This window comes from Paraburkholderia sp. (assembly GCF_004298475.1).
GTDB lineage: Bacteria > Pseudomonadota > Gammaproteobacteria > Burkholderiales > Burkholderiaceae > Paraburkholderia > Paraburkholderia denitrificans.
Genome location: NZ_SCRP01000035.1, coordinates 1 through 25268, shown reverse-complemented (window position 1 = coordinate 25268; position 25268 = coordinate 1). Strand labels below are relative to the sequence as shown.

The following is a 25268-nucleotide window of genomic DNA, read 5'->3' as shown; positions in this document are numbered from 1 at the left end:
CTTCGTATTGCAGGGAAATTGCCGCGCCCCTTTTACAGTAACTGCGACCGTGACTGCGACAGAGGCGGCGGCTCGAAGATCGCGGCGATGCCTTCGCACGCGTCTTCGTCGATCCAGTTGCGGCGCAGCAGGCAGTCGAGCGTCGCGAGACTCGCATCCACGGTCATCGCGCCCTCTTCGATCCAGCACGCGGCCTCGTCGATGCGCGCCAGCCGGTGCTCGCCGACTTCACCGTCCTGATTGTGCGGAACGAAATCCTCGGGCAGCGCGAGATCGTAGACGAAGACCTGCTCGGCCTGCGTGCCTTCCGGCAGCGATTGCAGCACGTGCACGGTGCGGCCCGCGCGGGCGCGCTGCGCGAGGTCGGCCGCGATGCCCGCCTCTTCCCAGCATTCCTTGACGATCGTGGCCTCGATGCCGAAGCCCCAGCCGATGCCGCCCGCGACGACGTTGTCGAGCATGCCGGGGTCGGTGGCCTTGGTCGCGCTGCGGCGCGCGATCCAGAGCTGCGGCGCGCCGGGGGAAGGCGAACCCGCGTATTCTACGACGCCGTTCAGATGCACCGCCCAGGTCATCGTCCCGAAAAAGCGCGACGCGGCGCGTTCGATGTACGCGAGCGGCGGCGCATCGAAGGCGTTGCGGATCGCGTAGGTTTCGTCGCGCCAGCCCGGGATGCGACCGTCTGCCGCAAGCGCGCCGATCACGGCGCCGAGCGCCGCGCTGCGTGAAGTCAGGTTGTCGAGCGTCGGCGACATCGCCACGCGTGCGCCGTCCACAACGAACACGTCGGGCCAGCGCGCGAGCAGCGCGGCGTCGGCCCGGCGAACCCAGCCGACGCGCTCGGCGCCGATCCGGAACGGCAGATGGGCGCTCACGTCGAAACGGCGCGCGGCGCTAATGCAAGGCAAGGTCATCGTGAGAAGCTCCAGCGGAGCGGATCAGTCGCGCAGCGCGACACGAAGTCCGAGTCCGATGAACGTGAGACCGGCGAGCCGGTCGAGCCACACGCTCGCGCGCGGCCGGCGCTTGAGCCAGCCGCCGATGGTTCCCGCGCACAGGCCGATGACCGAGAACGCGACGACGGTCTGCAGCATGAAGGCAACGCCGAGTTCGAGCATCTGCAGCGTCACGCTCTGCGCGCCGTGCGCATCGACGAACTGCGGCAGGAACACGACGAAAAACAGCGTGACCTTCGGGTTCATCATGTTGCCGAGCACGCTCTGGCGGAAGATCGTCGAGAGCGGCTGACGCGGGCGGTCGCCCGCGGCGGCAAGCCCCTGGCTCCTGAGCGCCTTCACGCCGATCCAGACGAGGTACGCGGCGCCCGCGAGCTTGAGGATCTGGAACGCGAGCGGCGACGAACGCAGCAGCGCGGCGATGCCGAGCGCGGCGAGCGTCGTGTGGAACGTCACGCCGGCCGCGAAGCCGAGCGCCGCGACGAGACCCGCCGCACGGCCCTGCGAGATGCCGCGTGCGAGCACCTGGAGGTTGTCCGGGCCGGGCGCGAAGGTGATGGCGATCGACGTCGCGAGAAACAGCGCGAAATTGGGCATGGGATCAGTGTCCGCCGAAGGACGTGATGGTGAAAAGCGGCAGGCCGGCATCGGTCAGCAGCTTCGAGCCGCCGAGGTCGGGCAGGTCGATGATCGCCGCGCCTTCGACGACCGTCGCGCCGATCCGCTCCAGCAGCAGCTTGCCCGCGAGCATCGTGCCGCCCGTCGCGATCAGGTCGTCGACGATCACGACACGGTCGCCCTTGCGGCAGGCGTCGTCGTGAATCTCGACGGTCGATTCGCCGTATTCGAGCTTGTAGGTCTCGGCAACGGTCGTGTACGGCAGCTTGCCGATCTTGCGGATCGGAATGAAGCCCACGTTCAGTTCATACGCAACGATCGGCCCGATGATGAAGCCGCGCGCGTCGAGGCCCGCGACGTAGTCGAGCTTCGCGTCGACATAGCGCTCCACGAACAGGTCGATCAGGATCCGCAGGCCTTTCGCGTCGCCGATGAGCGGCGTGATGTCGCGAAACTGCACACCCGGCTGAGGCCAGTCGGGCACCGTGCGGATCAGGTTCTTCACCAACTGCGCAGGTTCGGCCGGCGCGTTCGCAGGTGCGTTAGACATGATTTCTCCGGGTAATTAATGTCAGTGCTAATAGCAGCAATATTCTGGATTCGGGTTTGGGGCGCTGATGCACACACGCTCTTGCAGCCGCATTCAGGCCGCCGACGTCCCCGCCGCGCCGGCACCGGCCTTGCGGTGCCGCGAAAGCCGTTCTTCGGCCTTGGCGAGGTGCTCGGGCAGGCCGCGAATGACGATGATGTCGTTTTCGCGCAGCTTCGTCGCCGGATCCGGCTCGACGCCGCGAATGCCATGCCGGCGGATCGCGGTCACCTCGACGCCGAGGTCGTACAGCCCCAGTTCGTCAAGCGTGCGGCCCACGGCGTCGGCGCGCGCATCGACCGGTACGGATTGTAGCCGCACCTGCTCGTGGCCGTCCTCGCCGGCATCGTCGGTGCCATGGAAATAGCCGCGCAGCAGGCTGTAGCGTTCGTCGCGCAGCTCCTCCACGCGCCGCACGACGCGGCGCATCGGCACGCCCATCAGCACGAGCATGTGCGAGGCGAGCATCAGACTGCCCTCGACGATCTCCGGAATCACCTCGGTAGCGCCCGCCGCGAGCAGGCGTTCGAGATCGGCGTCGTCGACGGTGCGCACGATCGTGGGCAGCGTCGGCTCCAGTTCGTGGATGTGGTGCAGCACGCGCATCGCCGACTGCGTATTTGCGTAGGTGATCGCTATCGCCGCCGCACGGTGAATACCGGCTGCGACAAGCGACTCGCGCCGCGCCGCGTCGCCGAACACCACCGATTCGCCCGCCGCCGCAGCGGCCGTCACGCGGTCCGGGTCGAGATCGAGCGCCACATACGAAAGCCCTTCGTATTCGAGCATGCGCGCGAGGTTCTGCCCGGCGCGCCCGTAGCCGCAGACGATCACGTGGCCGCTTTGCTTGATGCTCTGCGTGGCGATGCGCGTCATCATCAGCGACTGCTGCATCCATTCGGTCGACGACAGGCGCAGCACGATGCGATCGGCGTTCTGGATCAGGAACGGCGCGGCGAGCATGGAGAGCAGCATCGAGGCGAGGATCGCCTGGAGCAGCGTCGGATCGACGAGATGCTTGTCGAGGATGAGGTTCAACAGCACGAAGCCGAATTCGCCGGCTTGCGCGAGCCCGAGGCCCGTGCGCATCGCGACGCCGGGCGACGCGCCGGAGGCCCGCGCGAGCGCCGTGATCATGATCGCCTTGAGCACGACCGGGCCGATCAGGAACGCGGCCACCAGCAGCGGGTGCTGCACGATCACGTGCGGATTGAGCAGCATGCCGGTGGTCACGAAGAAGAGCCCGAGCAGCACGTCGCGAAACGGCTTGATGTCCTCTTCCACCTGATGCCGGTACGGCGTTTCGGCGATGAGCATGCCCGCGATAAAGGCGCCGAGCGCGAGCGAGAGGCCGAATTTATCGGTGATGAACGCCGCGCCGAGCGTGACGAGCAGCACGTTCAGCACGAACAGTTCCTGTGAGCGGCGCCGCGCGACGACGTTGAACCAGCGCGTCATGAACTTCTGGCCGACGATCAGCAACAGCGCGAGCGCAAGCACGATCTTGATCGCGGCGAGCCCGAGCGACTCCATGAGCGACTTCGAATCGCCGCCGAACGCGGCGATCACGATGAGCAGCGGCACGACGGCCAGATCCTGGAACAGCAGCACGCCGAGGATGTTGCGGCCGTGCGCCGATTCGATTTCGAGCCGCTCGGCGAGCATCTTGCTGACGATGGCCGTCGACGACATGGCGAGCGCGCCGCCCAGCGCGACGCACGCCTGCCAGGTGATATGCACCCACGGCTCCAGCACGAGCCCGAGCAGGAGCGCGACGGCGATCGTCCCGAGCACCTGCGACAGCCCGAGCCCGAACACGGCGTAGCGCATCGCGCGCAGCTTGGACAGCGAAAATTCGAGGCCGATCGAGAACATCAGGAACACGACGCCGAACTCGGCGAGGTTCTGCGCGCCGTGCATGTCCGGCACGATGCCGAGCGCGCGCGGCCCGACGAGGATGCCCACGCTCAGATAGCCGAGCATCGGCGGCAGGTTCAGGTAACGGAACAGCACGACGCCGACTACCGAGGCAAGCAGCAGAAACAGCGTCATTTCCAGCGGGGAGATCATCGTGTGAAGCGTCCTCGTGTAGCGTTGCGTCTGCGGCTTATTGTCTTTGGCCCCTGATTGCCTCCCTCAATGGCCACGCAAAGGAAACGGATGTTTGCATCGGGCACGCGCCGGCTGCGTCAATGATCGGCGCAAAGCGGGCCAAAAGGGAAGCGCTTTCGGGAAGCAACGCAGAAGCACGACAGGGGTGAAAAGCTTCGCGCGGACGCCCGGCTCGACAGGCTGCCGACAGCCCGCGAACATGCCGCCAACAGCGCACCGACGGGGGCTTTCGGGCCTTGTGCGCCGGCACGGCGAACAGGCGCCTTTGCTATACTCCGCGGATGATAGCGAAAATCAATGGCGATCGGGCGCTGAAGCTCGCTCGCAACGTGCTCGACACCGAAGCCGACGCCGTGCGCGCGCTTCGCGAACGACTCGACGACAGCTTCGTCGGCGCAGTCGATCTCATCCTTGGCTGCCGCGGCCGCGTGGTCGTTTCCGGCATCGGCAAATCGGGCCACATTGCCCGCAAGCTGGCCGCCACGCTCGCCTCGACCGGCACGCCGGCCTTCTTCGTCCACCCTGCTGAAGCCAGTCACGGCGACCTCGGCATGGTCACCGCCGACGACGTGTTCGTGGCGCTCTCGAACTCCGGCGAATCGGAAGAACTGGTCGCGATCCTGCCGCTCGTGAAGCGCATCGGCGCGAAACTCGTCGCCATGACGGGCCGCCCGCAATCGACGCTCGGCCAACTCGCGGACGTGCATCTGAATTCCGGCGTGGAAAAGGAAGCCTGCCCGCTGAACCTCGCGCCCACCGCCAGCACGACGGCGGCGCTTGCGCTCGGCGACGCGCTCGCGCTCGCGGTGCTCGACGCGCGCGGCTTCGGCGCCGACGACTTCGCACGCTCGCATCCGGGCGGCGCGCTCGGCCGGCGTCTGCTCACTTATGTGCGCGACGTGATGCGCACGGGCGAGCAGATCCCGTCGGTGCGCGAGGGCGCCACCGTGAGCGACGCCCTTTTTCAGCTCACGGCGAAGCGCATGGGCATGACGGCGATCGTCGACACGGAAGACCGCGTGAGCGGCATCTTCACCGACGGCGACCTGCGCCGCGTGCTGGAGCGCGTGGGCGATTTCCGCAATCTGCCGATCGAATCGGTCATGACGAAGGGCCCGCGCACGATCGGGCCCGACAATCTTGCGGTCGAAGCCGTGGAACTGATGGAGCGCCACCGCATCAATCAGATGCTGGTCGTCGACGGCGCAGGCAAGCTGATCGGCGCGCTCAACATGCACGACCTGTTTGCGAAAAAGGTGATCTGAACATGACGGCCCTCCCACTCGACGCCACCGCACGCGCCGCGCGCGTGCGCCTGATGATTTTCGACGTCGACGGCGTGCTGACCGACGGCGGCCTGATGTTCACCGGCGCGGGCGACACGATGAAGGCGTTCAACTCGCTCGACGGCCACGGCGCGAAGCTCCTGCGCGAAGCCGGCATCGACACGGCCATCATCACCGGGCGCCGCTCGGAGATCGTGGCCGTGCGTGCGAAGGAGCTACGCATCACGCATCTGCACCAGGGCGTGGAAGACAAACGCGTCGCGTTCGCGCAACTGCTCGCCGAAACGGGCGTGACGGCGCAGGAATGCGGCTACATGGGCGACGACTGGCCCGACCTCGCGGTGATGCTCCAGTGCGGCTTCGCGGCCGCACCGGCGAACGCCCACGCCGACGTGCTCGCGCGCGCCCATTGGGTCGCCGCCGCGCACGGCGGCCACGGCGCGGTGCGCGAAGTCACCGACATGATCCTGCGCGCGCAGAACCGCTATGAGGCGCTGCTTGCGGCCGCCTGCGCGCCGCATGCGGCGAAGCCGTGATGAGCGCACAGAGATTCCGCCTTACGTCGCTTGTTCCGCTCGTCTGCGTGGCGGCGCTGGCAGGTTTCACGTGGTGGCTGCTGCAGGCGGTCCAGCCGCACGAAAAGGAAGCGGCGCCGCGCCCGCTCACGCACACGCCGGATTATTTCGCCGATAACTTCTCGGTGTCCGAGCTCGACCAGTCGGGCGCGACGCAGTACCGGCTCACCGCGACGCACCTCACCCACTACGAGGACGACGACGACAGCGAGCTTGCGATGCCCGCCGTGCGGGCGTTCCAGCCCGGCAAGCCGATCGTGACGGCCACGGGCCAACGCGGCACGGTGAACGCCGACGCCTCGATCGTCGATCTCTACGACAACGCGCACATCCTGCGCGCGGCGGGCGAGGGCGACCCGGATATGCAAGCCGATTCCGAGCATTTCCGCGTGCTCGTCAATGACGATGTGATCCAGACGGAAAAGCCGGTTAAACTTCGTCGCGGCCTGTCGGTCATGACGGCCAGCAGCGGCATGAATTACAACAACGTCACCCGGGTCATCCAGCTTCACGGCAACGTCCGCGGCGCAATCGCCCCGGCTGATTCCGGCGGCTCGTCCTGACCCGCGGGCCGTCCACCCCAGGCACGATTGCATGAACGAATCGCTTCCCCGTCCTCCGTCCGGCGCCTTGCGCGCTTATCGCACCATGGCTCGCGCCATGGCTGGCGCCCTGGCTGCGCTCGCGGCCGCGCTGTCGCTCGTCGCCTTCGCACCCGCAGCACACGCCGAGCGCGCCGACAAGGACAAGCCGCTCAACATCGAAGCGGACAACGTGACCTATGACGATCTGAAGCAGCAGACCATCTTCACCGGCCACGTCGTCGCAACGAAGGGCACGATCCTGATCAAGGCCGACAAGCTCGTCGTCACCCAGGATCCGCAGGGCTACCAGTACGCGACCGGCACGGTGCCGCCGGGCAGCTCGACGCTGGCGTTCTTCCGCCAGAAGCGCGAAGCGGTCGACGAGTACGTCGACGGCACCGCCGAGCGCATCGACTACGACGGCCGCCAGGATCTCACCACGCTTACGACGCGCTCGACGGTGCGCCGCCTGCAGGGGCTCTCGACCGTGATGGATCAGGTTCACGGCAGCATCATCACCTACGACGGCCAGAACGACTTCTATACCGCGAAGTCGGGCAAGGACGTCGCAGGCCCGGGCAACCCGACCGGCCGCGTGCGCGCCACGCTCTCGCCGCGCAACAGCGGCGGGCAGCAGCTCACCGGCGCGCCGGCCACGCTCGCGCCGTCAACCACGCTGCAGGAAGCGCCGCAACAATGAACACCGTGACCGCCCCCCTCAGCCACGGCCGGCAGCTCGAAGGCAAGACGAGTTCGCTCGTCGTGCGCAACCTGAAAAAGCGCTACGGCTCGCGCACGGTCGTCAAGGACGTCTCGCTCGACGTGAAGAGCGGCGAAGTCGTCGGCCTGCTCGGCCCGAACGGCGCGGGCAAGACCACGTCCTTCTACATGATCGTCGGCCTCGTGCCGCTCGACGCGGGCGAGATCGATCTCGACGGCCAGTCGATCAGCCTCCTGCCGATCCACAAGCGCGCCGCGCTCGGGCTTTCGTATCTGCCGCAGGAAGCGTCGGTGTTTCGCAAGCTCACCGTCGAAGAGAACATCTGCGCGGTACTCGAACTGCAGGTGGACAGCGACGGCAAGCGCCTGTCGAAAGACATCGTCGCGCAACGCGCCGAAGCGCTGCTCGACGAACTGCAGATCGCACATCTGCGCGAAAACCCGGCGCTCTCGCTATCGGGCGGCGAGCGCCGGCGCGTGGAAATCGCGCGCGCCCTCGCCACCGATCCGAGCTTCATCCTGCTCGACGAACCGTTCGCCGGCGTCGATCCGATCGCCGTGCTGGAAATCCAGAAGATCGTGAAGTTCCTGAAGCAGCGCAACATCGGCGTGCTAATCACGGACCACAACGTGCGCGAGACGCTCGGCATCTGCGACCACGCGTACATCATCAGCGACGGCACCGTGCTCGCGGCCGGCGCGCCTGGCGACATCATCGAAAACGAAAGCGTGCGCCGCGTGTATCTCGGCGAGCACTTCCGCATGTAATTCCCGCACGCGCGCCCCGGCCCGTGCCGCCGGGCGCCGCGTGCAAGCCTTCCCTTCCGCAGCGTTTTTCCCTTGCCGCGCCGCTCGCCTCGCGAGAGCCGCGGGTCGCCGCGCGCGCAAAAGGGATTGAAACGTGTGCGGAGCGCCGCTATCTGCAAAGTAATCGCGACCTGATTTGCAGATCGGTTCGCAGGCGATGAACCGGACACAAGCCGATCGAAAAGCGAGCCGAAAAGCCGAAGAGCCGAATCATTTGAGGGCCGCACCAACGCGGGGCGCGCGCGTTTTTGTGGGTGCTGCGTGGTATCGCGGGCGTGGCAAACTCTTTACAATGAATCGCAGACCGCCATGAAAGCCAGCCTCCAACTCCGCCTCTCGCAGCATCTTGCGCTGACCCCACAACTGCAACAGTCCATCCGGCTGCTGCAGCTCTCGACGCTCGAACTGCAGCAGGAGGTGTCCACGGCGATTGCACAGAATCCGCTGCTCGAAAACGACGACGACTGGATCGCAAGCCCGCTGCGCGTCGCCGCCGACGGCTCGCTCATCGCGCAGCCGCCCATGTCTTCGGGCGAGGCGATCTCCACGACGGGCGCACCTGCGGCATCGACATCGGCATCTTCGGCGAACGGCGGCGAAAACGGCGAAGGCGAACCGCAGGGCGTCGACGAATACGATGGCCTGGGCGCCGATGCTACCGGCGACACAACCCAGTGGAACCTCGACGACTACGGCCGCTCCGGCGCCGCTTCCGACGACGACGACCTGCCGCCGCTGCAGATCCACGAATCGACCACGACGCTGCGCGATCACCTGATGGCGCAATTGCGCGTGACGCAGGCAAGCCCGCGTGATCGCGCACTCATCACGTTCCTGATCGAATCGCTCGACGACGATGGCTATCTGTGCGCGACGTGCGATGAAATTCTTGCCGATATCCCCGAGGAACTCGAAGTCGACGCCGACGAGCTGAACGCCGCGCTCGCGCTGCTGCACAGCTTCGATCCGGCGGGCGTGGGCGCACGCTCGGCATCCGAATGTCTGAAGCTGCAGTTGATGCGCGTCAACACATCGCCCACGCGCACGCTCGCGCTGGAGATCGTGTCCCACTATCTGGAACTGCTCGCGGCACGCGATTTCACTCGGTTGCGCAAGCAACTGAAGACCGGCGACGACGAACTGCGCGAGGCGCATGCGCTGATCCGCTCGCTCGAACCGTTCCCGGGCGCCGCCTACGGCAAGGCCGAGGCGGACTACGTGGTGCCGGACATCATCGTCCGGAAGACGGGCCAGAGCTGGCATGCTGAGCTCAACCCCGAAGTCGTGCCGAAGCTGCGCATCAACCATCTGTACGCCAATATCCTGCGCAACAACCGTGGGGATCCGGGCAGCGGATCGCTGCGCCAGCAACTGCAGGAAGCGCGCTGGCTGATCAAGAACATCCAGCAACGTTTCGAAACGATCCTGCGCGTGGCGCAGGCCATCGTCGAGCGTCAGAAGAATTTTTTTGCGCATGGTGAAATCGCCATGCGCCCCTTGGTTTTGAGAGAGATTGCTGATACGCTGGGCCTACACGAATCAACTGTCTCGCGTGTGACAACCGGCAAATACATGCTGACTCCATTCGGCACACTTGAATTTAAGTACTTCTTTGGATCGCATGTCTCGACCGACACAGGAGGCGCGGCGTCATCAACGGCCATCCGCGCACTCATCAAACAATTGATAGGAGCCGAGAACCCTAAAACTCCTCTTTCAGACAGCCGCATCGCCGAACTGCTGGCGGAACAGGGTTTCGTGGTTGCGCGACGCACCGTCGCCAAGTACCGCGAGGCGCTGAAGATTCCGGCAGTCAATCTGCGCAAGTCTCTTTAGCCTTTTGCCGGGAGTCCGGCATGGGCGTTTTCCGGCCGCCGCGCCAGTTGGCGGATATGGCCGGCCGAGGTAGTCCGCCGCGCAGGCCTTTCGGGGAAACCGCGCGCGGCCGCACCAGTCGACCGGCATAGCCGCGTTTCACGCGCCAAGCGGCCAATAGCCTGGAGAAGCACTATGAATCTCAAGATCAGTGGACACCATCTCGAAGTAACGCCAGCTTTGCGAGAATACGTGATCACCAAGCTAGACAGGGTGCTAAGACATTTCGATCAGGTAATCGATGGCAATGTGGTCCTCTCGGTCGACAACTACAAGGAAAAGGATAAGAGACAGAAGGTTGAAGTGAACCTTCATCTGAAGGGCAAGGACATTTTCGTGGAAAGCGCGAACGGCGACATGTACGCGGCCATCGACCTGCTCGTCGACAAGCTCGACCGCCAGGTCGTCCGCCACAAGGACCGTCTGCAAGGTCACCAGCACGATGCACTGAAGTACCAGGAAGCCACGCCGGCCGCCGAAGCACCGCCGCAATGATCGCGGCGCGTTTTATCGGTGATCCTCATCGGCGAGTTTCATCTGCGAGTTTCGTCTGCGATACTCACCGATGAGCGAGGCTCCCCAGCAGCCGGAGAACCGGCCGCAAGCACGAGCCGCCCTGAAACGGGCGGCTTTTTCGTGTAGGCAGCACTTCGAATGGTTCGATCGGGTGCAACCCTGCACAATGGGTTGCACGTATGCGAGGCGCATCGCACCATCGGCCCGTATGCTTGCACTATAATGATCCAGTCGTATTTGGGGCGTATCGCCCTACGGTCCCGGCACCGGCTTCGTCGCGAAAATCACATGCACTACGGAGACGCGGGGCTCGGCGCCGGATTTCGGGCCGCATGCCGAGGTAAAGAGCATCCAGGCCACGTTTTCGCCTGCCAATATGAATCGTTTAGCCAAAATACTGCCTGTCGAGAACGTCGTCGTCGGCCTGTCCGTCACCAGCAAGAAGCGCGTCTTTGAACAAGCCGGCCTGATCTTCGAAAATCAGAACGGCATTGCCCGCAGCACCGTCACCGACAATCTCTTCGCGCGCGAGCGCCTGGGTTCCACGGGACTTGGCGAAGGCGTCGCCATTCCGCACGGCCGCATCAAGGGCTTGAAGCATCCGCTCGCCGCGTTCGTGCGCCTCGCCGAGCCCATCCCGTTCGAAGCGCCCGACGGCCAGCCCGTCTCGCTCCTCATCTTCCTGCTCGTGCCCGAACAGGCCACGCAGCAGCACCTCGAAATCCTGTCCGAGATCGCACAATTGCTGTCGGACCGCGAGGCGCGCGAGCGTCTGAATACGGAACAGGAACGCGAAACGTTGCATCGTCTGCTCACCCAGTGGCAACCTTGAGGTAACGCGCCGCATCGCGTGCCGGTCCCGCGGGCGAGACGCCCCGGGCAACGGACACTTGCAGGCCCTCGCGGGCACGGCGGCCAGCCATGGCGCCGGGCCCCGGCCAGCGGCAGCGCCCGGCTCAGGCCGGGCGCGGATCATAACGGTGTCACTCGCGGAGTCATGGATTCATGGATACTTCCAGCATCAACGCCCAAAGCATCTTCGACGACAACGCCACCACGCTGAAGCTCAGCTGGCTGACGGGGCACGAAGGCTGGGAACGCGGCTTTTCCACCGAGACGGTGGCGACGGCCACGGCGAGCGCGGACCTCGTCGGCCACCTGAACCTGATCCACCCGAACCGCATCCAGGTGCTGGGCGAAGCCGAAATTCAGTACTACCAGCGCCAGACCGACGAAGACCGCTCGCGCCACATGGCCGAGCTGATCGCGCTTGAGCCGCCGTTCCTCGTCGTCGCCGACGGCATGACCGCGCCGCCCGAACTGGTCCTGCGCTGCACGCGCTCCTCGACGCCGCTCTTCACAACGCCGATGTCGGCGGCAACGGTCATCGACAGCCTGCGCCTTTACATGTCGCGCATCCTCGCGCCGCGCGCGACGCTGCACGGCGTGTTCCTCGACATTCTCGGCATGGGCGTGCTGCTCACCGGCGATTCGGGCCTCGGCAAGAGCGAACTGGGCCTCGAACTGATCAGCCGCGGCCACGGCCTCGTCGCCGACGACGCAGTCGATTTCGTGCGTCTCGGCCCGGATTTCGTCGAGGGCCGCTGCCCGCCGCTCCTGCAGAACCTGCTGGAAGTGCGCGGCCTCGGTCTGCTCGACATCAAGACGATCTTCGGCGAAACCGCCGTGCGCCGGAAGATGAAGCTCAAGCTCATCGTGCAACTGGTGCGCCGCCCGGACGGCGAGTTCCAGCGGCTGCCGCTCGAAAGCCAGACGGTGGACGTGCTGGGCCTGCCGATCAGCAAGGTCACGATCCAGGTGGCGGCGGGCCGCAACCTCGCGGTGCTCGTCGAGGCCGCCGTGCGCAACACGATCCTGCAGCTGCGCGGCATCGATACGCTGCGCGACTTCATGGACCGACAGCGCCTCGCGATGCAGGACCCCGACAGCCAGTTCGCGGGCAAGCTGATCTGACGCGAGAAGCAAGCCACGCACGCCAGACCCGCGAGGCTTGCTTCTCGCAGGTATTCGCGGGTCTTCGCATCACGACGTACTGTACGCCCGCCCTGTCATCACGGCCGTGCGGGTCCAATGCTATGATGGCCGAATCGGGTTCTTCTGCTTTTCCATGCGAATCATCCTGATCACCGGTATCTCAGGCTCCGGCAAGTCGGTGGCGCTCAATGCGCTCGAAGACGTCGGCTACTTCTGCGTCGACAACCTGCCGCCGCGCCTTCTGCCGCAGCTCGCGCATTATCTGACCGACGACGGTTACGATCGCCTCGCCGTCGCGATCGATGCGCGCTCGAGTTCGTCGCTCGACGACATGCCGCAGATGATCCGCGACCTCTCGCACGAGCACGACGTGCGCGTGGTGTTCCTCAACGCGAGCACACAGTCGCTGATTCAGCGCTTTTCGGAGACGCGCCGCCGTCACCCGCTTTCCGGCTCCGCAGCGCACGACGCAAACGTTGGCATGCTGAAATCGCTCGAAGAGGCCATCGAGCACGAACGCGAACTCGTCGCGAATCTCGCCGAATTCGGCCACCAGATCGACACGAGCAACCTGAGCGCCAATGCGCTGCGCGCGTGGGTCAAGGCGTTCGTCGAGAGCACGCGCGGCTCGCTCATGCTCACCTTCGAATCGTTCGGCTTCAAGCGCGGCGTGCCGCTCGACGCGGACCTCGTGTTCGACGTGCGCACACTGCCCAATCCGCACTACGACGCCCGTCTGCGTCCACTCACGGGCCTCGACCAGCCCGTGATCGACTTTCTTCGCGCACAGCCGGCCGTCCACGAAATGATCGACGATATCTATGGATTCGTCGCCAGGTGGCTGCCGCATTTTCGTGCGGACAACCGCAGCTATCTCACCGTGGCGATCGGCTGCACGGGCGGCCAGCATCGCTCGGTTCACATCGCCCAGACGCTCGCCACGCGCTTTGCGGGCGAATCGAACGTCATCGTGCGTCACCGCGATGCACCACTCGATGTTGGAGAATCGTCCCGGCTGATTGCCTAACCGGCCCGCGTGCGGGCCTTGACCGAAAGCGCTGCGCCATGTCCTCGTCCCCTGCCGTGCTCGCCGAATTGCCGTTGTTTCCACTTCATACGGTGCTCTTTCCAGGCGGCCTGCTGCCGCTGAAGATCTTCGAGGCGCGCTACCTGGACATGGCAAGCGAGTGCCTGCGCGAGAAGACGCCGTTCGGCGTGTGCCTGCTCAAGAGCGGCGCCGAAGTTGCGCAACCCGACGAAATCGCAGTGCCCGAAACGGTCGGCTGTCTCGCTGAAATCGAGCAGTTCGACGTCGAGGCATTCGGCATGCTGCTGATCCGCGCGCACGGCACACGGCGGTTTCGCCTGCTGTCGCATCACGTCGAAACCGACGGCCTGCTCGTCGGCACCGCCGAGCTGCTGCCCGACGACATTCCGATGGAAGGCAGCGATCGGCTTGCGCGTTTCGGCGCATGTGCGGAGGTGCTCGAACGCATCATCGCGACGATGCGCGAACGCGATCCGGACAACGTGCCGTTCGCGCAGCCGTTGAGCCTGAACGATCCCTCGTGGGTGTCCAATCGCCTCGCCGAAGTGCTGCCGATCGCGCTGCGTGCGCGCCAGAAGCTCATGGAACTGCCCGACGCCGGCGCGCGCATCGACGTCGTGCATCACTACATGCAGCAACATCAGTTGCTGTAGTTCTGTCATTCGTTCGATCCGCGCACGTCAGATCAGCGAACCGCGTAGCCCGTCGAGCAGCTTGCGCACCGGCGCGGGCACGCCGAATGCGTCGATCTCGCCCAGCGCGACCCACGCGGTTTCTTCATCGGAAAGTTCAAGCGCGGACGCTGCGCCGCCGTCGCGAGACAGCTCGATCACACGCGGCTCGATTTCAAGCTTGAAGTGCGTGAACGTATGCGAGAACGGCGCGAGCGGCGACACTGCGCCCGCCGCGCCGAGCGACTGTGCACGCGCGGCAACCGCCGCTTCGCCGTCCGCTTCGGGCAGGCTCCAGAGGCCGCCCCAGATGCCGCTCGGCGGACGCTTTTGCAGCATCACCGTATCGCCGTCGAGCAGCACGAGCATCCACGTGCGGCGCGTGGGCACCGTCTTCTTCGGGCGCGCCGCAGGCAGTTCGCGCTGGCGCCCGGTCGTATTCGCGACGCAATCCGCCGCGAACGGGCAGCGCGCACAATCGGGCTTGCCGCGCACGCACAGCGTCGCGCCGAGATCCATCAGTCCCTGCGTATAGGCGCTCACGTCTGCACTGCTCGCGCCGTCGTTCGGCACGAGCGAATCGGCAAGCGTCCACATCGCGTTTTCCACGCGCTTTTCCCCCGGAAAACCCTCCACGCCGAACACGCGCGCAAGCACGCGCTTCACGTTGCCGTCGAGGATCGTTGCACGCGCACCGAATGCGAACGATGCGATGGCCGCCGCCGTCGAACGTCCGATGCCGGGAAGCTCGGCCAGTCCCTCGACCGTGGACGGAAATTGCCCGCCATGCTCGCCTGCGACCACCTGCGCGCACCGATGCAGGTTGCGCGCCCGCGTGTAGTAGCCGAGTCCGGCCCACCTCGCCATCACGTCGTCGAGCGGCGCGCGCGCTAGCGCCTCGACCGTGGGAAAGCGTTCGAGAAATCGTGCGTAGTACGGAATCACGGTGCCGACCTGGGTCTGCTGCAACATGATTTCCGAAAGCCAGATGCGATACGCATCGCGCGTGTTCTGCCACGGCAGGTCGTGGCGGCCGTGCTCGCGCTGCCACGCGATGAGGCGCGGCGCGAAGCTCGCGCGCAGTTCCGCGGGATAGCCGGCGAGTTGTTCGGCAGAATGCGCGCCGGAAGATGGCGAAGAAACGTACATGAAATAGCCGGTGAATCAGCGCTGGCAGCGCGGACAGAAATAAGTGGACCGCTGGCCCTGGACGATCTGCCGGATCGGCGTGCCGCACACGCGGCACGGCTGGCCCGCGCGGTCGTAGACGAAATATTCGAGCTGGAAATAGCCGCTTTCGCCGTTGCTGCCGACGAAGTCGCGCAATGTGCTGCCGCCTTTTTCTATCGCCGAAGCGAGCACGGCACGCACGGCATCCGCAAGCAGTTCGTAACGTGCGAGCGATACGCGGCCCGCGGGTGTGGTCGGACGAATGCCCGCGCGAAACAGGCTCTCCGACGCGTAGATATTGCCGACGCCCACCACGATGTCGCCCGCGAGCAGCGCCTGCTTGACGGAAACCTTGCGGCCGCGCGTTTTCCGATAGAGCAGCGCGCCGTCGAACGCCGGCGTGAACGGCTCGATGCCGAGATTCGCCAGCAACGGATGGCCGAGCACGTCGCCCGCCTCGCGCGGATGCCAGAGCACCGCGCCGAAACGGCGCGGATCGCGAAAGCGCAGCGTAAAGCCGTCGAAGAGCCAGTCGACGTGATCGTGCTTTTCCGCTGCGTGCAGCTTCGCCCCATTCCGGAGCACGCGCAACGTCCCGGTCATGCCGAGGTGGACGATGAACCAGCCCTCCTCCACTTCGAACAGCAGATATTTTCCCCGGCGGCCCACGGAACGGATCGTGCGGCCGCGTAGCGTGCGTGCGAGCGCAGGCGGCACCGGCCAGCGCAGCGCGGGATTGCGCACGTCCACGCGCTCGATGCGACGGCCCGCGACCCAGGGCTCGATTCCGCGGCGGGTAACCTCAACTTCCGGCAATTCGGGCATGTCTAACGTCTTGACCTGGTGATGTTCGGAGTTGGTCTGCAACTTGCGTCGTCGTTGTGCGCGTATTGTAGCCAGCGCGTTACAATCGACCGAAACATTCGACCGAAATCCATGGAACCGTCTTTCGTAAAACTGTTTGCGAAGCGCCCGGCCCCTTACGCGCCACGCCTGCCTTCCACCATGGGCGTCCGCCTGATCGGCGCGGCGGTTGTCGCGGCCTGGGCGTTGACCACATCGAGCGCGTACGCACAGGATCCGGCCCCGAACACGGACGATACGTCCGTTTCGATCCCGGACGCATTCGGACCGGAAACGCCCGATGAGATAAAAGATCTGCCCGGCACGCCGCTGTCGAGCCAGATACTGTTCCAGGTTCTCGCCGCGGAAATCGCGCTCCAGCGCGACCAGCCGGCACCCGCTTATCAAACGTACCTCGCACTCGCGCGCGACACGCACGATCCGCGCATGGCGCAGCGCGCGACGGAAATCGCGCTTGCCGCGCAAAGCCCGTCCGACGCGCTGAACGCCGTCCAGCTCTGGCAGCAGTACGCACCCGATTCGGAGCGCGCCGCACAACTCGACGCATCGCTGCTCGTGCTGTCCGGCCGCCCCGAAGACGCCGCGCCGCTGCTCGCGCGCGAACTCGCGCATGTGCCCGCGGAGAATCGCGGACCGGCGCTCGTCTCGCTGCAGCTCCTGCTTTCGCGTGGACCGAACCGCATCGGTGGTCTGGCGGTGCTGAAGGATCTGCTGAAGGACGACATGAACCGTCCCGAGGCGCAACTTGCGATCGGCCGTCAGCAATTGCTCGCCGACGATCTGCCCGGCGCGCGCAAGTCGTTCGAGCAGGCGCTCACGCTCAAGCCCGGCTACCTGCCCGCGGCCTTGATGCTCTCGCAGATGGGACCTGAAGAGCGCAGCGAGGGCATCGCGGCCATCGAGAAATTCGTGCAGCAGAACCCGAAGTCGCGTGAAGGGCGGCTCGCACTCGCACAGACCTACCTGGCCGCCGACCGCCTCGACGACGCGCAAAAGCAGTTCGAAATCTTGCGCAAGAACGGTCCGAAAGACCTGATGCCGCTGATGGCGCTCGCGCTGATCAACGTGCAGCAGAAGAAGTTCGAGTCCGCGCAAAAGTATCTGACGCAATACGTGCAGCTTGCGGAAAAGACGCCGGATGCGGACGCGGGCCAGGGTTACATCTACCTCGCGCAACTTGCCGTCGAACAGAAGGACGACGCCGCGGCGCAGAAATGGCTCGACAAGATCAGCACGACGAGCCAGCAGTATGTTCCGGGGCAGATCGCGCGCGCGCAGCTGCTCGACAAGGAAGGCAAGACCGACGACGCGCGGCGCCAGCTCGCGAGCATTCACTCCGACGATCCGCACGACCAGGCGCTGATCGCACGCACGGACGCTACGATCCTGTTCGACGCGAAGCGCTATCCGGAAGCGGAAGAGCGGCTCGCGAAGGCCGTGAGCGACTTCCCGGACGACGCCGATCTCGTCTACGACTACGCCATGACGGCCGAAAAAACCGGCCATTACGACGTGATGGAAGCGCAGTTGCGCAAGCTCATGAAGGCGCAGCCCGACAACCCGCAGGCGTACAACGCGCTCGGCTATTCGCTCGCGGATCGCAATCTGCGCCTGCAGGAAGCCGACAGGCTGGTCGAGAAGGCTTCGGCGCTCGCGCCCGACGACGCGTTCATCATGGACAGCGTGGGCTGGGTGAAATACCGCCTCGGCGACAACGCCGACGCCATCAAGCTGCTGCGCAAGGCGTACAGCATGCAGCCGAACGCCGAGATCGGTGCGCACCTCGGCGAAGTGCTGTGGAAAAACGGCGACCAGGACGGCGCGCGTGCCGCATGGCGCGAGGCGCACAAGCTCGAACCCGATAACGACACGCTCCTGAAGACGCTCAAGCGCTTCCGGGTGAACGATCTCTGATATACCGCCTGCCCCGCTGATGCCTGTGCTGAAACCTGCGTTGAAACTCGCGTTGAAACCCGCGTTGAAACCCGATACCCGGCCGACTTCCGGCCCCGCCGTATTTCATTCGTTCTACAACCGCCTCGTGCGGCGCCCGGCGCTCAGCGTAGCGGCGTCGGCGCTGCTCGCGCTCGCAGGTTGCGCCACGCAGCCGCCGCACCAGCCGTCCACGTCGAACGCCACGACGTCGCTCACGACGCAGACGAACCGCGCATGGCATGGCCGCTTCGCCGTGCAGTACGTCGACCAGTACGGCCGCCCGAACAATGCCTACGGCAACTTCGACATGCGCGAAGCCGACTCGACGGTGACGCTGCAACTGCGCAATCCGCTTGGACAGACGATGGCGATCGTCACGTCGTCGCCGGCGCAGGCGACGCTCGAATTGCCGAACCGGCAGCCGCTCACCGCCGACAACGTGTCGACCCTGATGCGGCAGGCGCTCGGTTTCGCGCTGCCGGTCGAGGGCCTGCGCTACTGGCTGCAGCCCTCGGTCGCGCCGACTTCCCACGCGTACACGAAAGCCGATCCGCAGGATCCGTCGCGCCTTGCACAAATCGAGCAGGACGGCTGGACCATCGACTACATGGCCTATGCCGATGCGCCTGCCACCGGCGTGAAGCGCCTTAACCTCACACGCGACAACCCGCCGCTCGCGATCAAGCTGGTGCTCGACCAATAAACCGGGCGGCCCCGTCCGTCACACGCATCATGACCGAAACTCAAGACTCGCTGCGCGATTGCCTCGCGCCCGCGAAACTCAATCTGTTCCTGCACATCACCGGCCGCCGCGCGGACGGCTATCACAACCTGCAGACCGTATTCCAACTGCTCGACTGGGGCGACACGCTGCACTTCAAGCGCCGCCAGGACGGCCGCATCACGCGCACGACCGAAGTGGACGGCGTTCCCGCCGAGCAGGACCTCACCGTGCGCGCGGCGACGCTGCTCAAGGAGCATACGGGCACGCGGGACGGCGTCGAGATCGACATCGAAAAGCGCCTGCCGATGGGCGCGGGACTCGGCGGCGGCAGTTCGGACGCGGCAACGACGCTGCTCGCGCTGAACCGCCTCTGGAAACTTCATCTGACGCGGGGCGAACTCCAGACGCTCGCACTAAAACTGGGCGCGGACGTGCCATTCTTCGTGTTCGGGAAGAACGCGTTTGCAGAGGGTGTTGGCGAAGCACTGGAAACTGTACAATTGCCCGCGCGTCATTTTCTGGTTGTGACGCCGCAGGTACATGTTCCGACTGCCGCGATTTTTTCGGAAAAATCGTTGACACGAGATACGAAGCCTTGCACAATAGCAGTCTTTCTTGCACAGCAAGCAACGCAAAACGGATGGCCAGACAGTTTCGGCCAGAACGATATGCAAGCGGTTGTCGCAGGAAAATACGCGGAAGTAGCGCAGGTGTTGAAGTGGTTTAGCGGTATCAAAACCAGCATCACGCCAGCGCGGATGACCGGATCGGGCGCGAGCGTTTTTGCAGCGTTTTCCAGCCGGGCCGAAGCAGAAGCGGTGCAAACCGAACTGCATGAAGTCCAACCGGCGTGGAGGAGCGCGGTGACATCGAGTCTTGATACCCATCCTCTCTTCGCTTTCGCGGCATAGATTTATGCCTCGCTGAACGGCCCTGCCCACTCAGCGAAGCGCAGAGTTAAGTGTAGGGGAGTCGCCAAGTTGGTTAAGGCACCGGATTTTGATTCCGGCATGCGAGGGTTCGAGTCCTTCCTCCCCTGCCAAATATTCCTGCAGCAACGCCTGCAGATATCCCGTAGTTCTTCTCGCCCCAAGTCCGCAGCAGGTGCATGATGAGCAGCCATGACGGCCTGATGGTTTTTACTGGCAACGCAAATCCCGCGCTTGCACAGGAAGTCGTCAAGATCCTCGGTATTCCCCTCGGTAAGGCTATGGTTAGCCGCTTCTCCGACGGTGAAATCCAGGTCGAAATCCAGGAAAACGTACGCGGCAAGGACGTCTTCGTCCTGCAGTCCACCTGCGCGCCGACGAACGACAACCTGATGGAATTGATGATCATGGTCGATGCGCTCAAGCGCGCATCCGCAGGCCGGATCACCGCCGCGATCCCCTACTTCGGCTATGCCCGTCAAGACCGCCGCCCGCGTTCGGCGCGCGTCGCCATCTCGGCGAAGGTCGTGGCGAACATGCTGGAAATCGCCGGCGTCGAGCGGATCATCACGATGGATCTGCACGCCGACCAGATTCAGGGCTTCTTCGATATCCCGGTCGACAACATCTACGCGACGCCCGTGCTGCTCGGCGATCTGCGCAAGCAGAACTACGAGAACCTGCTGGTCGTGTCGCCGGACGTCGGCGGCGTGGTGCGCGCCCGTGCGCTCGCCAAGCAGCTCAACTGCGACCTCGCGATCATCGACAAGCGCCGCCCGAAGGCGAACGTCGCCGAAGTGATGAACATCATCGGTGAAGTCGACGGCCGCACCTGCGTGATCATGGACGACATGGTCGACACCGCCGGCACGCTCTGCAAGGCCGCACAAGTGCTCAAGGAACGCGGCGCGAAGAAGGTGTTCGCTTACGCCACGCACCCGGTTCTCTCGGGTGGCGCAGGCGAGCGTATCGCCGCCTCGGCGCTCGACGAACTCGTTGTGACCGACACCATTCCGCTCGGCGCCGAAGCACGTTCGTGCGCGAAGATCCGCGCGCTTTCGAGCGCCGGTCTGCTTGCGGAAACCTTCTCGCGTATCCGTCGCGGCGACTCGGTGATGTCGCTGTTCGCGGAAGGCTAAAGAGATTCGCGTCAAGGCGCGGCGTTCGCAAGAAAGCCGCGCCTTCGGCGTAATCAGCGCAAACGGACGAAGGTTTGCGCTGTATTGTTTGGGGCCTTCAGGCAGCTAATTTGCCGGAAAGGCCCCGTTTTACTGCCTGGTCGCGGGCAGTGCATAGGAGAAAAACATGAAAGTCGTCGCTTTCGAGCGCAACCTGCAAGGTACGGGTGCAAGCCGCCGCCTGCGCAATGCTGGCAAGACCCCTGGCATCGTTTACGGTGTCGGCGTCGAGCCGCAGATGATCGAACTCGATCACAACGCGCTGTGGCACGCCCTGAAGAAGGAAGCCTTCCACTCGTCGATCCTCGAACTCGAAGTGGCCGGCAAGTCGCAGCAAGTCCTGCTGCGCGACGTGCAATACCACCCGTTCCGTCAGCTCGTGCTGCACGTGGACTTCCAGCGCGTCGACCCGAACAAGAAGCTGCACACGAAGGTGCCGCTGCACTTCATGAACCAGGAAGAAAATCCTGCCGTGAAGCTGTCGGGTGCGATCATCTCGCACGTCGTGAACGAAATCGAAGTGCTCTGCCTGCCGACCTCGCTGCCCGAGTTCGTCGAAGTCGACCTCGCCAAGATCGAAGCTGGCCAGACGCTGCACGCGAAGGACATCGCACTGCCCGCAGGCGTGACGCTCGTCGCGCACGTCGAAGCGGAAAACCCGGTGATCGTCTCGGCGACGGTTCCGGCCGGTGCCGTGGCGGCAGCCGAAGGCGAAGAAGCAGCAGCCGAGTAAGCTGCGGCCGCAAGCCGATATCCTCTCGATCCGTTTCAATGAAACGGTCGACGTAACCCGCCGCGGTTTGCCCCGGCGGGTTTTTTTTCGCGCTTTTTCTCGCGTTTTTTCATTCTTTCGCGCATTTGACCGCATCGGGCCACAGCACATGATCAGGTTGATCGTCGGACTCGGCAATCCAGGCGCCGAATACACCGCGACGCGCCACAACGCCGGTTTCTGGTTCGTGGACCAGCTCGCGCGCGAAGCAGGCACGTCGCTGCGCGACGAACGGCGCTTTCACGGCCACTACGCGCGCGCGCGGCTTTTCGGCGAGGAAGTGCATCTGCTCGAGCCGCAAACCTACATGAACCGCTCGGGACAGTCGGTCGTCGCGCTCGCGCACTTCTTCAAGATCCTGCCCGACGAGATCCTCGTCGCGCACGACGAGCTCGACCTGCCGCCCGGCGCCGTCAAGCTCAAGCTCGGCGGCGGCAGCGGCGGGCACAACGGCCTGAAAGACATTTCCGCGCATCTGTCGACCCAGCAGTACTGGCGTCTTCGCATCGGCATCGGGCATCCGCGCGACCTGATTCCGGAAAGCGCGCGCGCCGGCGCCAAGCCCGATGTTGCGAACTTCGTGCTCAAACCCCCGCGCAGGGAAGAGCAGGATGTGATCGATCGGTCGATCGAGCGCGCGCTCGTTGTGATGCCAACCTTCGTGAAAGGCGAAACGGAACGTGCAGTCATGCTGCTGCATCGCAATGGTTAGTTGATGGCTTTGCATGGGACCGGAGCAGGCACTGAAGCGCCAACTCCGGTCGACAGCATTGTTTGGGATAGGAGAGTGTCTTGAGTCGTTACTGGAGTGACATCGTCCACCGTCTCGTGCCCTATGTGCCGGGCGAACAGCCCGCACTCGCGAAACCGGTGAAGCTCAACACCAATGAGAATCCGTATCCGCCGTCGCCGCGCGTGCTTGAGGCAATCCGCGCAGAACTCGGCGAGCACGCAGAATCACTGCGCCGCTATCCCGATCCGGTCTCCAGACGGCTGCGCGCCGTCGTCGCCGCGCATCACGGGCTGAGCGCCGATCAGGTGTTCGTCGGCAACGGCTCCGATGAAGTGCTCGCGCACGCGTTCCAGGCGCTGCTCAAGCACGACTTGCCGATCCTCTTTCCCGACATCACCTACAGCTTCTACCCGACTTACGCACGGCTCTACGACGTGCAGTACCGCACGGTGCCGCTCGACGATGCCTTCGCGATCCGTATCGAGGATTACGCGCAACCCAACGGCGGCGTGATCTTTCCGAATCCGAATGCGCCGACCGGCCACGCACTGCCGCTCGCGCAAATCGAAAAACTCGTCGCGGCGAACACGGAATCGGCAGTGGTGATCGACGAGGCCTACGTCGATTTCGGCGCCGAATCGGCAATCGCGCTAATCGACCGCTATCCGAACCTGCTCGTCGTGCACACGACGTCGAAGTCGAGATCGCTCGCCGGCATGCGCGTTGGTTTCGCGTTCGGCCATCCCGATCTGATCGATGCGCTCAACCGGGTGAAGGACAGCTTCAATTCGTATCCGCTGGACCGCCTGGCGCAAGCAGCAGCCGCCGCCGCCTATGAAGACACCGAGTGGCTGCACACGACAAGCGCACGCGTGATGGCAAGCCGGGCAAGACTCACCGCGGCGCTCACGGAACTGGGTTTCGACGTTGTGCCGTCGGCGGCGAACTTCGTGTTTGCGCGCCATCCGTCGCACGATGCGGCAGCCATCAGCGCGAAGCTGCGCGAGCAGGAAATCTTCGTGCGCCACTTCAACGCGCCGCGCGTGAACCAGCATCTGCGCATCTCGATCGGCACCGACGCTGAATGCGAGAAGCTCGTCGCCGCGCTAAAAGGCATCGTGAAATAACGCCGGCGTCAGGCCCAGAAAAAGAAAACGCGCCCATAAAGCGCGTTTTTTCATGTCGCAAGCAGAAACAGCGCTCAGCCTTTCTTCGCCGCCATCAGCGCGTGGTACTTCTGCATCAACTGCTCGGGCGACTCGACATGCGCAGGATCGCGCGGAATGCAATCGACCGGGCACACCTGCTGACACTGCGGCTCATCGAAGTGGCCGACGCACTCCGTGCACTTGTTCGGGTCGATCACGTAAATTTCCGGGCCCATCGAAATCGCGTCGTTCGGGCACTCAGGCTCGCAAACGTCGCAGTTGATGCACTCGTCGGTAATCATCAGGGCCATACTTCCACCAACTTTTCGTTCAAAAACAGTGCATTATAGCTTTTCAGCCTTCCGCACGGTCGTGCAAAATTCACCGAAATCCATGTTTTTGAGTTGCGGCTGAGTTGCACAGGTGTTGCAGATTTTGCAGCGCGCAAAGTCCAGATAGCACGCCACGCAATGAGCAACAAGACGTTTTCCGCACAATTGCGACGTCAGCGAGCCGGAGTGCCCGAACGACGCGATTTCGATGGGTCCGGAAATTTACGTGATCGATCCACCTCATATGGGGCCACATCAAACTAAATCAGGTCTTGTAATGGACTACGAGTGATGTCGCTTCACGCTTTGTCGGTTGAGCCGACAAATACCGGACCTGGGCGATACGCGATTTAATCCGCATATTGCTCCATGAACCGCAGCTTTCCACGTGTTTATTGCCGGGTTGTAGTCGATATAAAGCGTCATACAGCATATAAATGTCGGTTTTTTTGGGTTCCGTTATTGCGCACACCGTGTCAAACTTCGGCCACGCAAAAATTACACGTAGGATAATTATACGTAGAGGATGACCGGCATGCTGGACCTGAGTTTGCTCAAGATCGACCGCCTCGCTGTTCACGATGTGCATCCGCGCGGCCCAGATCAGTCGTACGTGAAGCCGACACATCGCCCCAATTTAGTGAACCTGCCAGTCTCCGGCATGGACATGTTCAACCGTCGGCTCGCTCAGGCGCTTGGGCACAAGTCGAGGGGCGTACGAGCCGACTTTCGTGAAATTGCTGCTGGCAGTTTCTTCCAGGAAGCGGCCGGTTTGATGCACGGTGACGATCAGCAGTTTATCGATTTTTCGATGGCTGCGGCGGATCGCTTGGCGCGTGCGCAGTTAAACCGGGACTACGCGCCCAGCAAGATGATTGTGCTCGCCGGCACCGTGACGCAACTTCAGCGCCCGTTTGCTGCAGTGGTGAAAGCCGACATGCAGGATGCGCTGGGTGAGAAGACAGAGAACGGCAAGACCGTCATCGATTATCTGGAACATATCTTCCTGACTGTTGATTTGCACGGAATCCTGACCCACGAATTGCATTGAATTCTGACCCACCCGTTGGACCAGCTTTACGGGTTATTCGGTGGGTATCTGGGTCTTCTTTCTCTCCTTCTTTGGCTGTG

At 64.2% G+C, this 25268-nt stretch carries 26 protein-coding genes, 1 tRNA gene and 1 pseudogene; 21 read left to right on the top strand and 7 right to left on the bottom strand.

Going from position 1 to position 25268, the window contains the following annotated elements; translation table 11 throughout:
* Positions 1-32: 32 nt before the first annotated feature.
* The 4 genes from EPN59_RS18695 to EPN59_RS18680 form a co-directional block, all read right to left on the bottom strand.
* A complete protein-coding gene (locus EPN59_RS18695; protein WP_293038037.1) occupies positions 33-914 on the bottom strand; it encodes an NUDIX hydrolase family protein in 882 nt (293 codons plus the stop codon).
* A gap of 24 nt (positions 915-938) precedes the next feature.
* Positions 939-1553 carry a LysE family translocator gene (locus EPN59_RS18690; protein WP_293038035.1) on the bottom strand — a complete coding sequence of 205 codons (615 nt, stop codon included), beginning with the start codon at positions 1551-1553 and terminating at the stop codon, positions 939-941.
* Between the two features lie 4 nt (positions 1554-1557).
* A complete protein-coding gene (locus EPN59_RS18685; protein WP_293038034.1) occupies positions 1558-2124 on the bottom strand; it encodes an adenine phosphoribosyltransferase in 567 nt (188 codons plus the stop codon).
* A 93-nt stretch (positions 2125-2217) separates the two neighbouring features.
* Entirely contained in the window at positions 2218-4233 is a 2016-nt protein-coding gene (locus EPN59_RS18680; protein ID WP_293038032.1) for a cation:proton antiporter, read from the bottom strand.
* 323 nt (positions 4234-4556) lie between these two features.
* On the opposite strand from EPN59_RS18680, the gene kdsD reads away from it, so the two are divergent.
* The 11 genes from kdsD to EPN59_RS18625 all read left to right on the top strand — a co-directional run bounded on the left by kdsD (position 4557) and on the right by EPN59_RS18625 (position 14334).
* Positions 4557-5540, top strand: coding sequence for an arabinose 5-phosphate isomerase KdsD (kdsD, locus tag EPN59_RS18675; RefSeq protein ID WP_293038030.1), 984 nt, complete (start codon positions 4557-4559; stop codon positions 5538-5540).
* Between the two features lie 2 nt (positions 5541-5542).
* Positions 5543-6097 carry a 3-deoxy-D-manno-octulosonate 8-phosphate phosphatase gene (locus EPN59_RS18670; protein WP_293038028.1) on the top strand — a complete coding sequence of 185 codons (555 nt, stop codon included), beginning with the start codon at positions 5543-5545 and terminating at the stop codon, positions 6095-6097.
* On the top strand, positions 6097-6699 hold the full coding sequence (gene lptC / locus EPN59_RS18665; protein ID WP_293038026.1) for an LPS export ABC transporter periplasmic protein LptC: 603 nt from the start codon (positions 6097-6099) through the stop codon (positions 6697-6699). Before EPN59_RS18670 ends, lptC begins: the two co-directional genes overlap by 1 nt.
* A 31-nt stretch (positions 6700-6730) precedes the next feature.
* On the top strand, positions 6731-7420 hold the full coding sequence (gene lptA, locus EPN59_RS18660; protein ID WP_293038024.1) for a lipopolysaccharide transport periplasmic protein LptA: 690 nt from the start codon (positions 6731-6733) through the stop codon (positions 7418-7420).
* On the top strand, positions 7417-8208 hold the full coding sequence (lptB, locus tag EPN59_RS18655) for an LPS export ABC transporter ATP-binding protein (RefSeq protein ID WP_293038022.1): 792 nt from the start codon (positions 7417-7419) through the stop codon (positions 8206-8208). The genes lptA and lptB overlap by 4 nt, the downstream gene beginning before the upstream one ends.
* Positions 8209-8556: 348 nt before the next feature.
* Positions 8557-10083, top strand: coding sequence for an RNA polymerase factor sigma-54 (locus EPN59_RS18650; protein WP_293038020.1), 1527 nt, complete (start codon positions 8557-8559; stop codon positions 10081-10083).
* A 174-nt stretch (positions 10084-10257) separates the two neighbouring features.
* Positions 10258-10617, top strand: a complete 360-nt coding sequence (gene raiA / locus EPN59_RS18645; RefSeq protein WP_293038019.1) for a ribosome-associated translation inhibitor RaiA — start codon at positions 10258-10260, stop codon at positions 10615-10617.
* Positions 10618-11014: 397 nt separating this feature from the next.
* Positions 11015-11470, top strand: a complete 456-nt coding sequence (gene ptsN / locus EPN59_RS18640) for a PTS IIA-like nitrogen regulatory protein PtsN (RefSeq protein ID WP_293038017.1) — start codon at positions 11015-11017, stop codon at positions 11468-11470.
* Between the two features lie 173 nt (positions 11471-11643).
* Positions 11644-12612, top strand: coding sequence for an HPr(Ser) kinase/phosphatase (gene hprK / locus EPN59_RS18635; protein ID WP_293038015.1), 969 nt, complete (start codon positions 11644-11646; stop codon positions 12610-12612).
* 154 nt (positions 12613-12766) lie between these two features.
* Positions 12767-13660, top strand: coding sequence for an RNase adapter RapZ (rapZ, locus tag EPN59_RS18630; protein WP_293038013.1), 894 nt, complete (start codon positions 12767-12769; stop codon positions 13658-13660).
* A gap of 38 nt (positions 13661-13698) precedes the next feature.
* Complete coding sequence (locus tag EPN59_RS18625; RefSeq protein WP_293038011.1) at positions 13699-14334, top strand: LON peptidase substrate-binding domain-containing protein; 636 nt, start codon at positions 13699-13701, stop codon at positions 14332-14334.
* A 27-nt stretch (positions 14335-14361) separates the two neighbouring features.
* On the opposite strand, the gene mutY is transcribed toward EPN59_RS18625, so the two are convergent.
* Together mutY and mutM are read right to left on the bottom strand one after the other, a co-directional pair.
* The gene (mutY, locus tag EPN59_RS18620; RefSeq protein ID WP_293038009.1) at positions 14362-15501 is read right to left on the bottom strand and encodes an A/G-specific adenine glycosylase; all 1140 of its coding nucleotides are present in this window, start codon (positions 15499-15501) and stop codon (positions 14362-14364) included.
* Between the two features lie 15 nt (positions 15502-15516).
* Entirely contained in the window at positions 15517-16347 is an 831-nt protein-coding gene (gene mutM / locus EPN59_RS18615) for a bifunctional DNA-formamidopyrimidine glycosylase/DNA-(apurinic or apyrimidinic site) lyase (protein ID WP_293038078.1), read from the bottom strand.
* 111 nt (positions 16348-16458) lie between these two features.
* Here mutM and EPN59_RS18610 point away from each other — a divergent pair, with 111 nt between their 5' ends.
* From EPN59_RS18610 to hisC, 8 genes are all read left to right on the top strand, one after another.
* A complete protein-coding gene (locus EPN59_RS18610; RefSeq protein ID WP_293038007.1) occupies positions 16459-18300 on the top strand; it encodes a tetratricopeptide repeat protein in 1842 nt (613 codons plus the stop codon).
* A 127-nt stretch (positions 18301-18427) separates the two neighbouring features.
* A complete protein-coding gene (lolB, locus tag EPN59_RS18605) occupies positions 18428-19024 on the top strand; it encodes a lipoprotein insertase outer membrane protein LolB (RefSeq protein WP_293038076.1) in 597 nt (198 codons plus the stop codon).
* A gap of 29 nt (positions 19025-19053) precedes the next feature.
* A complete protein-coding gene (gene ispE, locus EPN59_RS18600; protein ID WP_293038006.1) occupies positions 19054-19956 on the top strand; it encodes a 4-(cytidine 5'-diphospho)-2-C-methyl-D-erythritol kinase in 903 nt (300 codons plus the stop codon).
* A gap of 54 nt (positions 19957-20010) precedes the next feature.
* Positions 20011-20087 (top strand) — tRNA-Gln (locus EPN59_RS18595).
* A gap of 69 nt (positions 20088-20156) precedes the next feature.
* Entirely contained in the window at positions 20157-21113 is a 957-nt protein-coding gene (locus EPN59_RS18590; RefSeq protein ID WP_293046603.1) for a ribose-phosphate pyrophosphokinase, read from the top strand.
* Positions 21114-21279: 166 nt separating this feature from the next.
* The gene (locus EPN59_RS18585) at positions 21280-21885 is read left to right on the top strand and encodes a 50S ribosomal protein L25/general stress protein Ctc (RefSeq protein ID WP_293034378.1); all 606 of its coding nucleotides are present in this window, start codon (positions 21280-21282) and stop codon (positions 21883-21885) included.
* Positions 21886-22033: 148 nt separating this feature from the next.
* The gene (gene pth / locus EPN59_RS18580; RefSeq protein WP_293034377.1) at positions 22034-22636 is read left to right on the top strand and encodes an aminoacyl-tRNA hydrolase; all 603 of its coding nucleotides are present in this window, start codon (positions 22034-22036) and stop codon (positions 22634-22636) included.
* A gap of 80 nt (positions 22637-22716) precedes the next feature.
* Positions 22717-23784, top strand: coding sequence for a histidinol-phosphate transaminase (gene hisC / locus EPN59_RS18575; protein WP_293034376.1), 1068 nt, complete (start codon positions 22717-22719; stop codon positions 23782-23784).
* Between the two features lie 74 nt (positions 23785-23858).
* Here the strand turns inward: hisC and EPN59_RS18570 are convergent, their stop codons facing one another.
* Entirely contained in the window at positions 23859-24116 is a 258-nt protein-coding gene (locus EPN59_RS18570; RefSeq protein WP_293034375.1) for a YfhL family 4Fe-4S dicluster ferredoxin, read from the bottom strand.
* Between the two features lie 184 nt (positions 24117-24300).
* On the opposite strand from EPN59_RS18570, the pseudogene EPN59_RS18565 reads away from it, so the two are divergent.
* Both EPN59_RS18565 and EPN59_RS18560 read left to right on the top strand, forming a co-directional pair.
* Positions 24301-24375 (top strand): annotated as a pseudogene (locus tag EPN59_RS18565) (ferredoxin); the annotation flags it as partial.
* A 288-nt stretch (positions 24376-24663) separates the two neighbouring features.
* Positions 24664-25188, top strand: coding sequence for a hypothetical protein (locus EPN59_RS18560; protein WP_293034374.1), 525 nt, complete (start codon positions 24664-24666; stop codon positions 25186-25188).
* Positions 25189-25268: the final 80 nt, after the last annotated feature.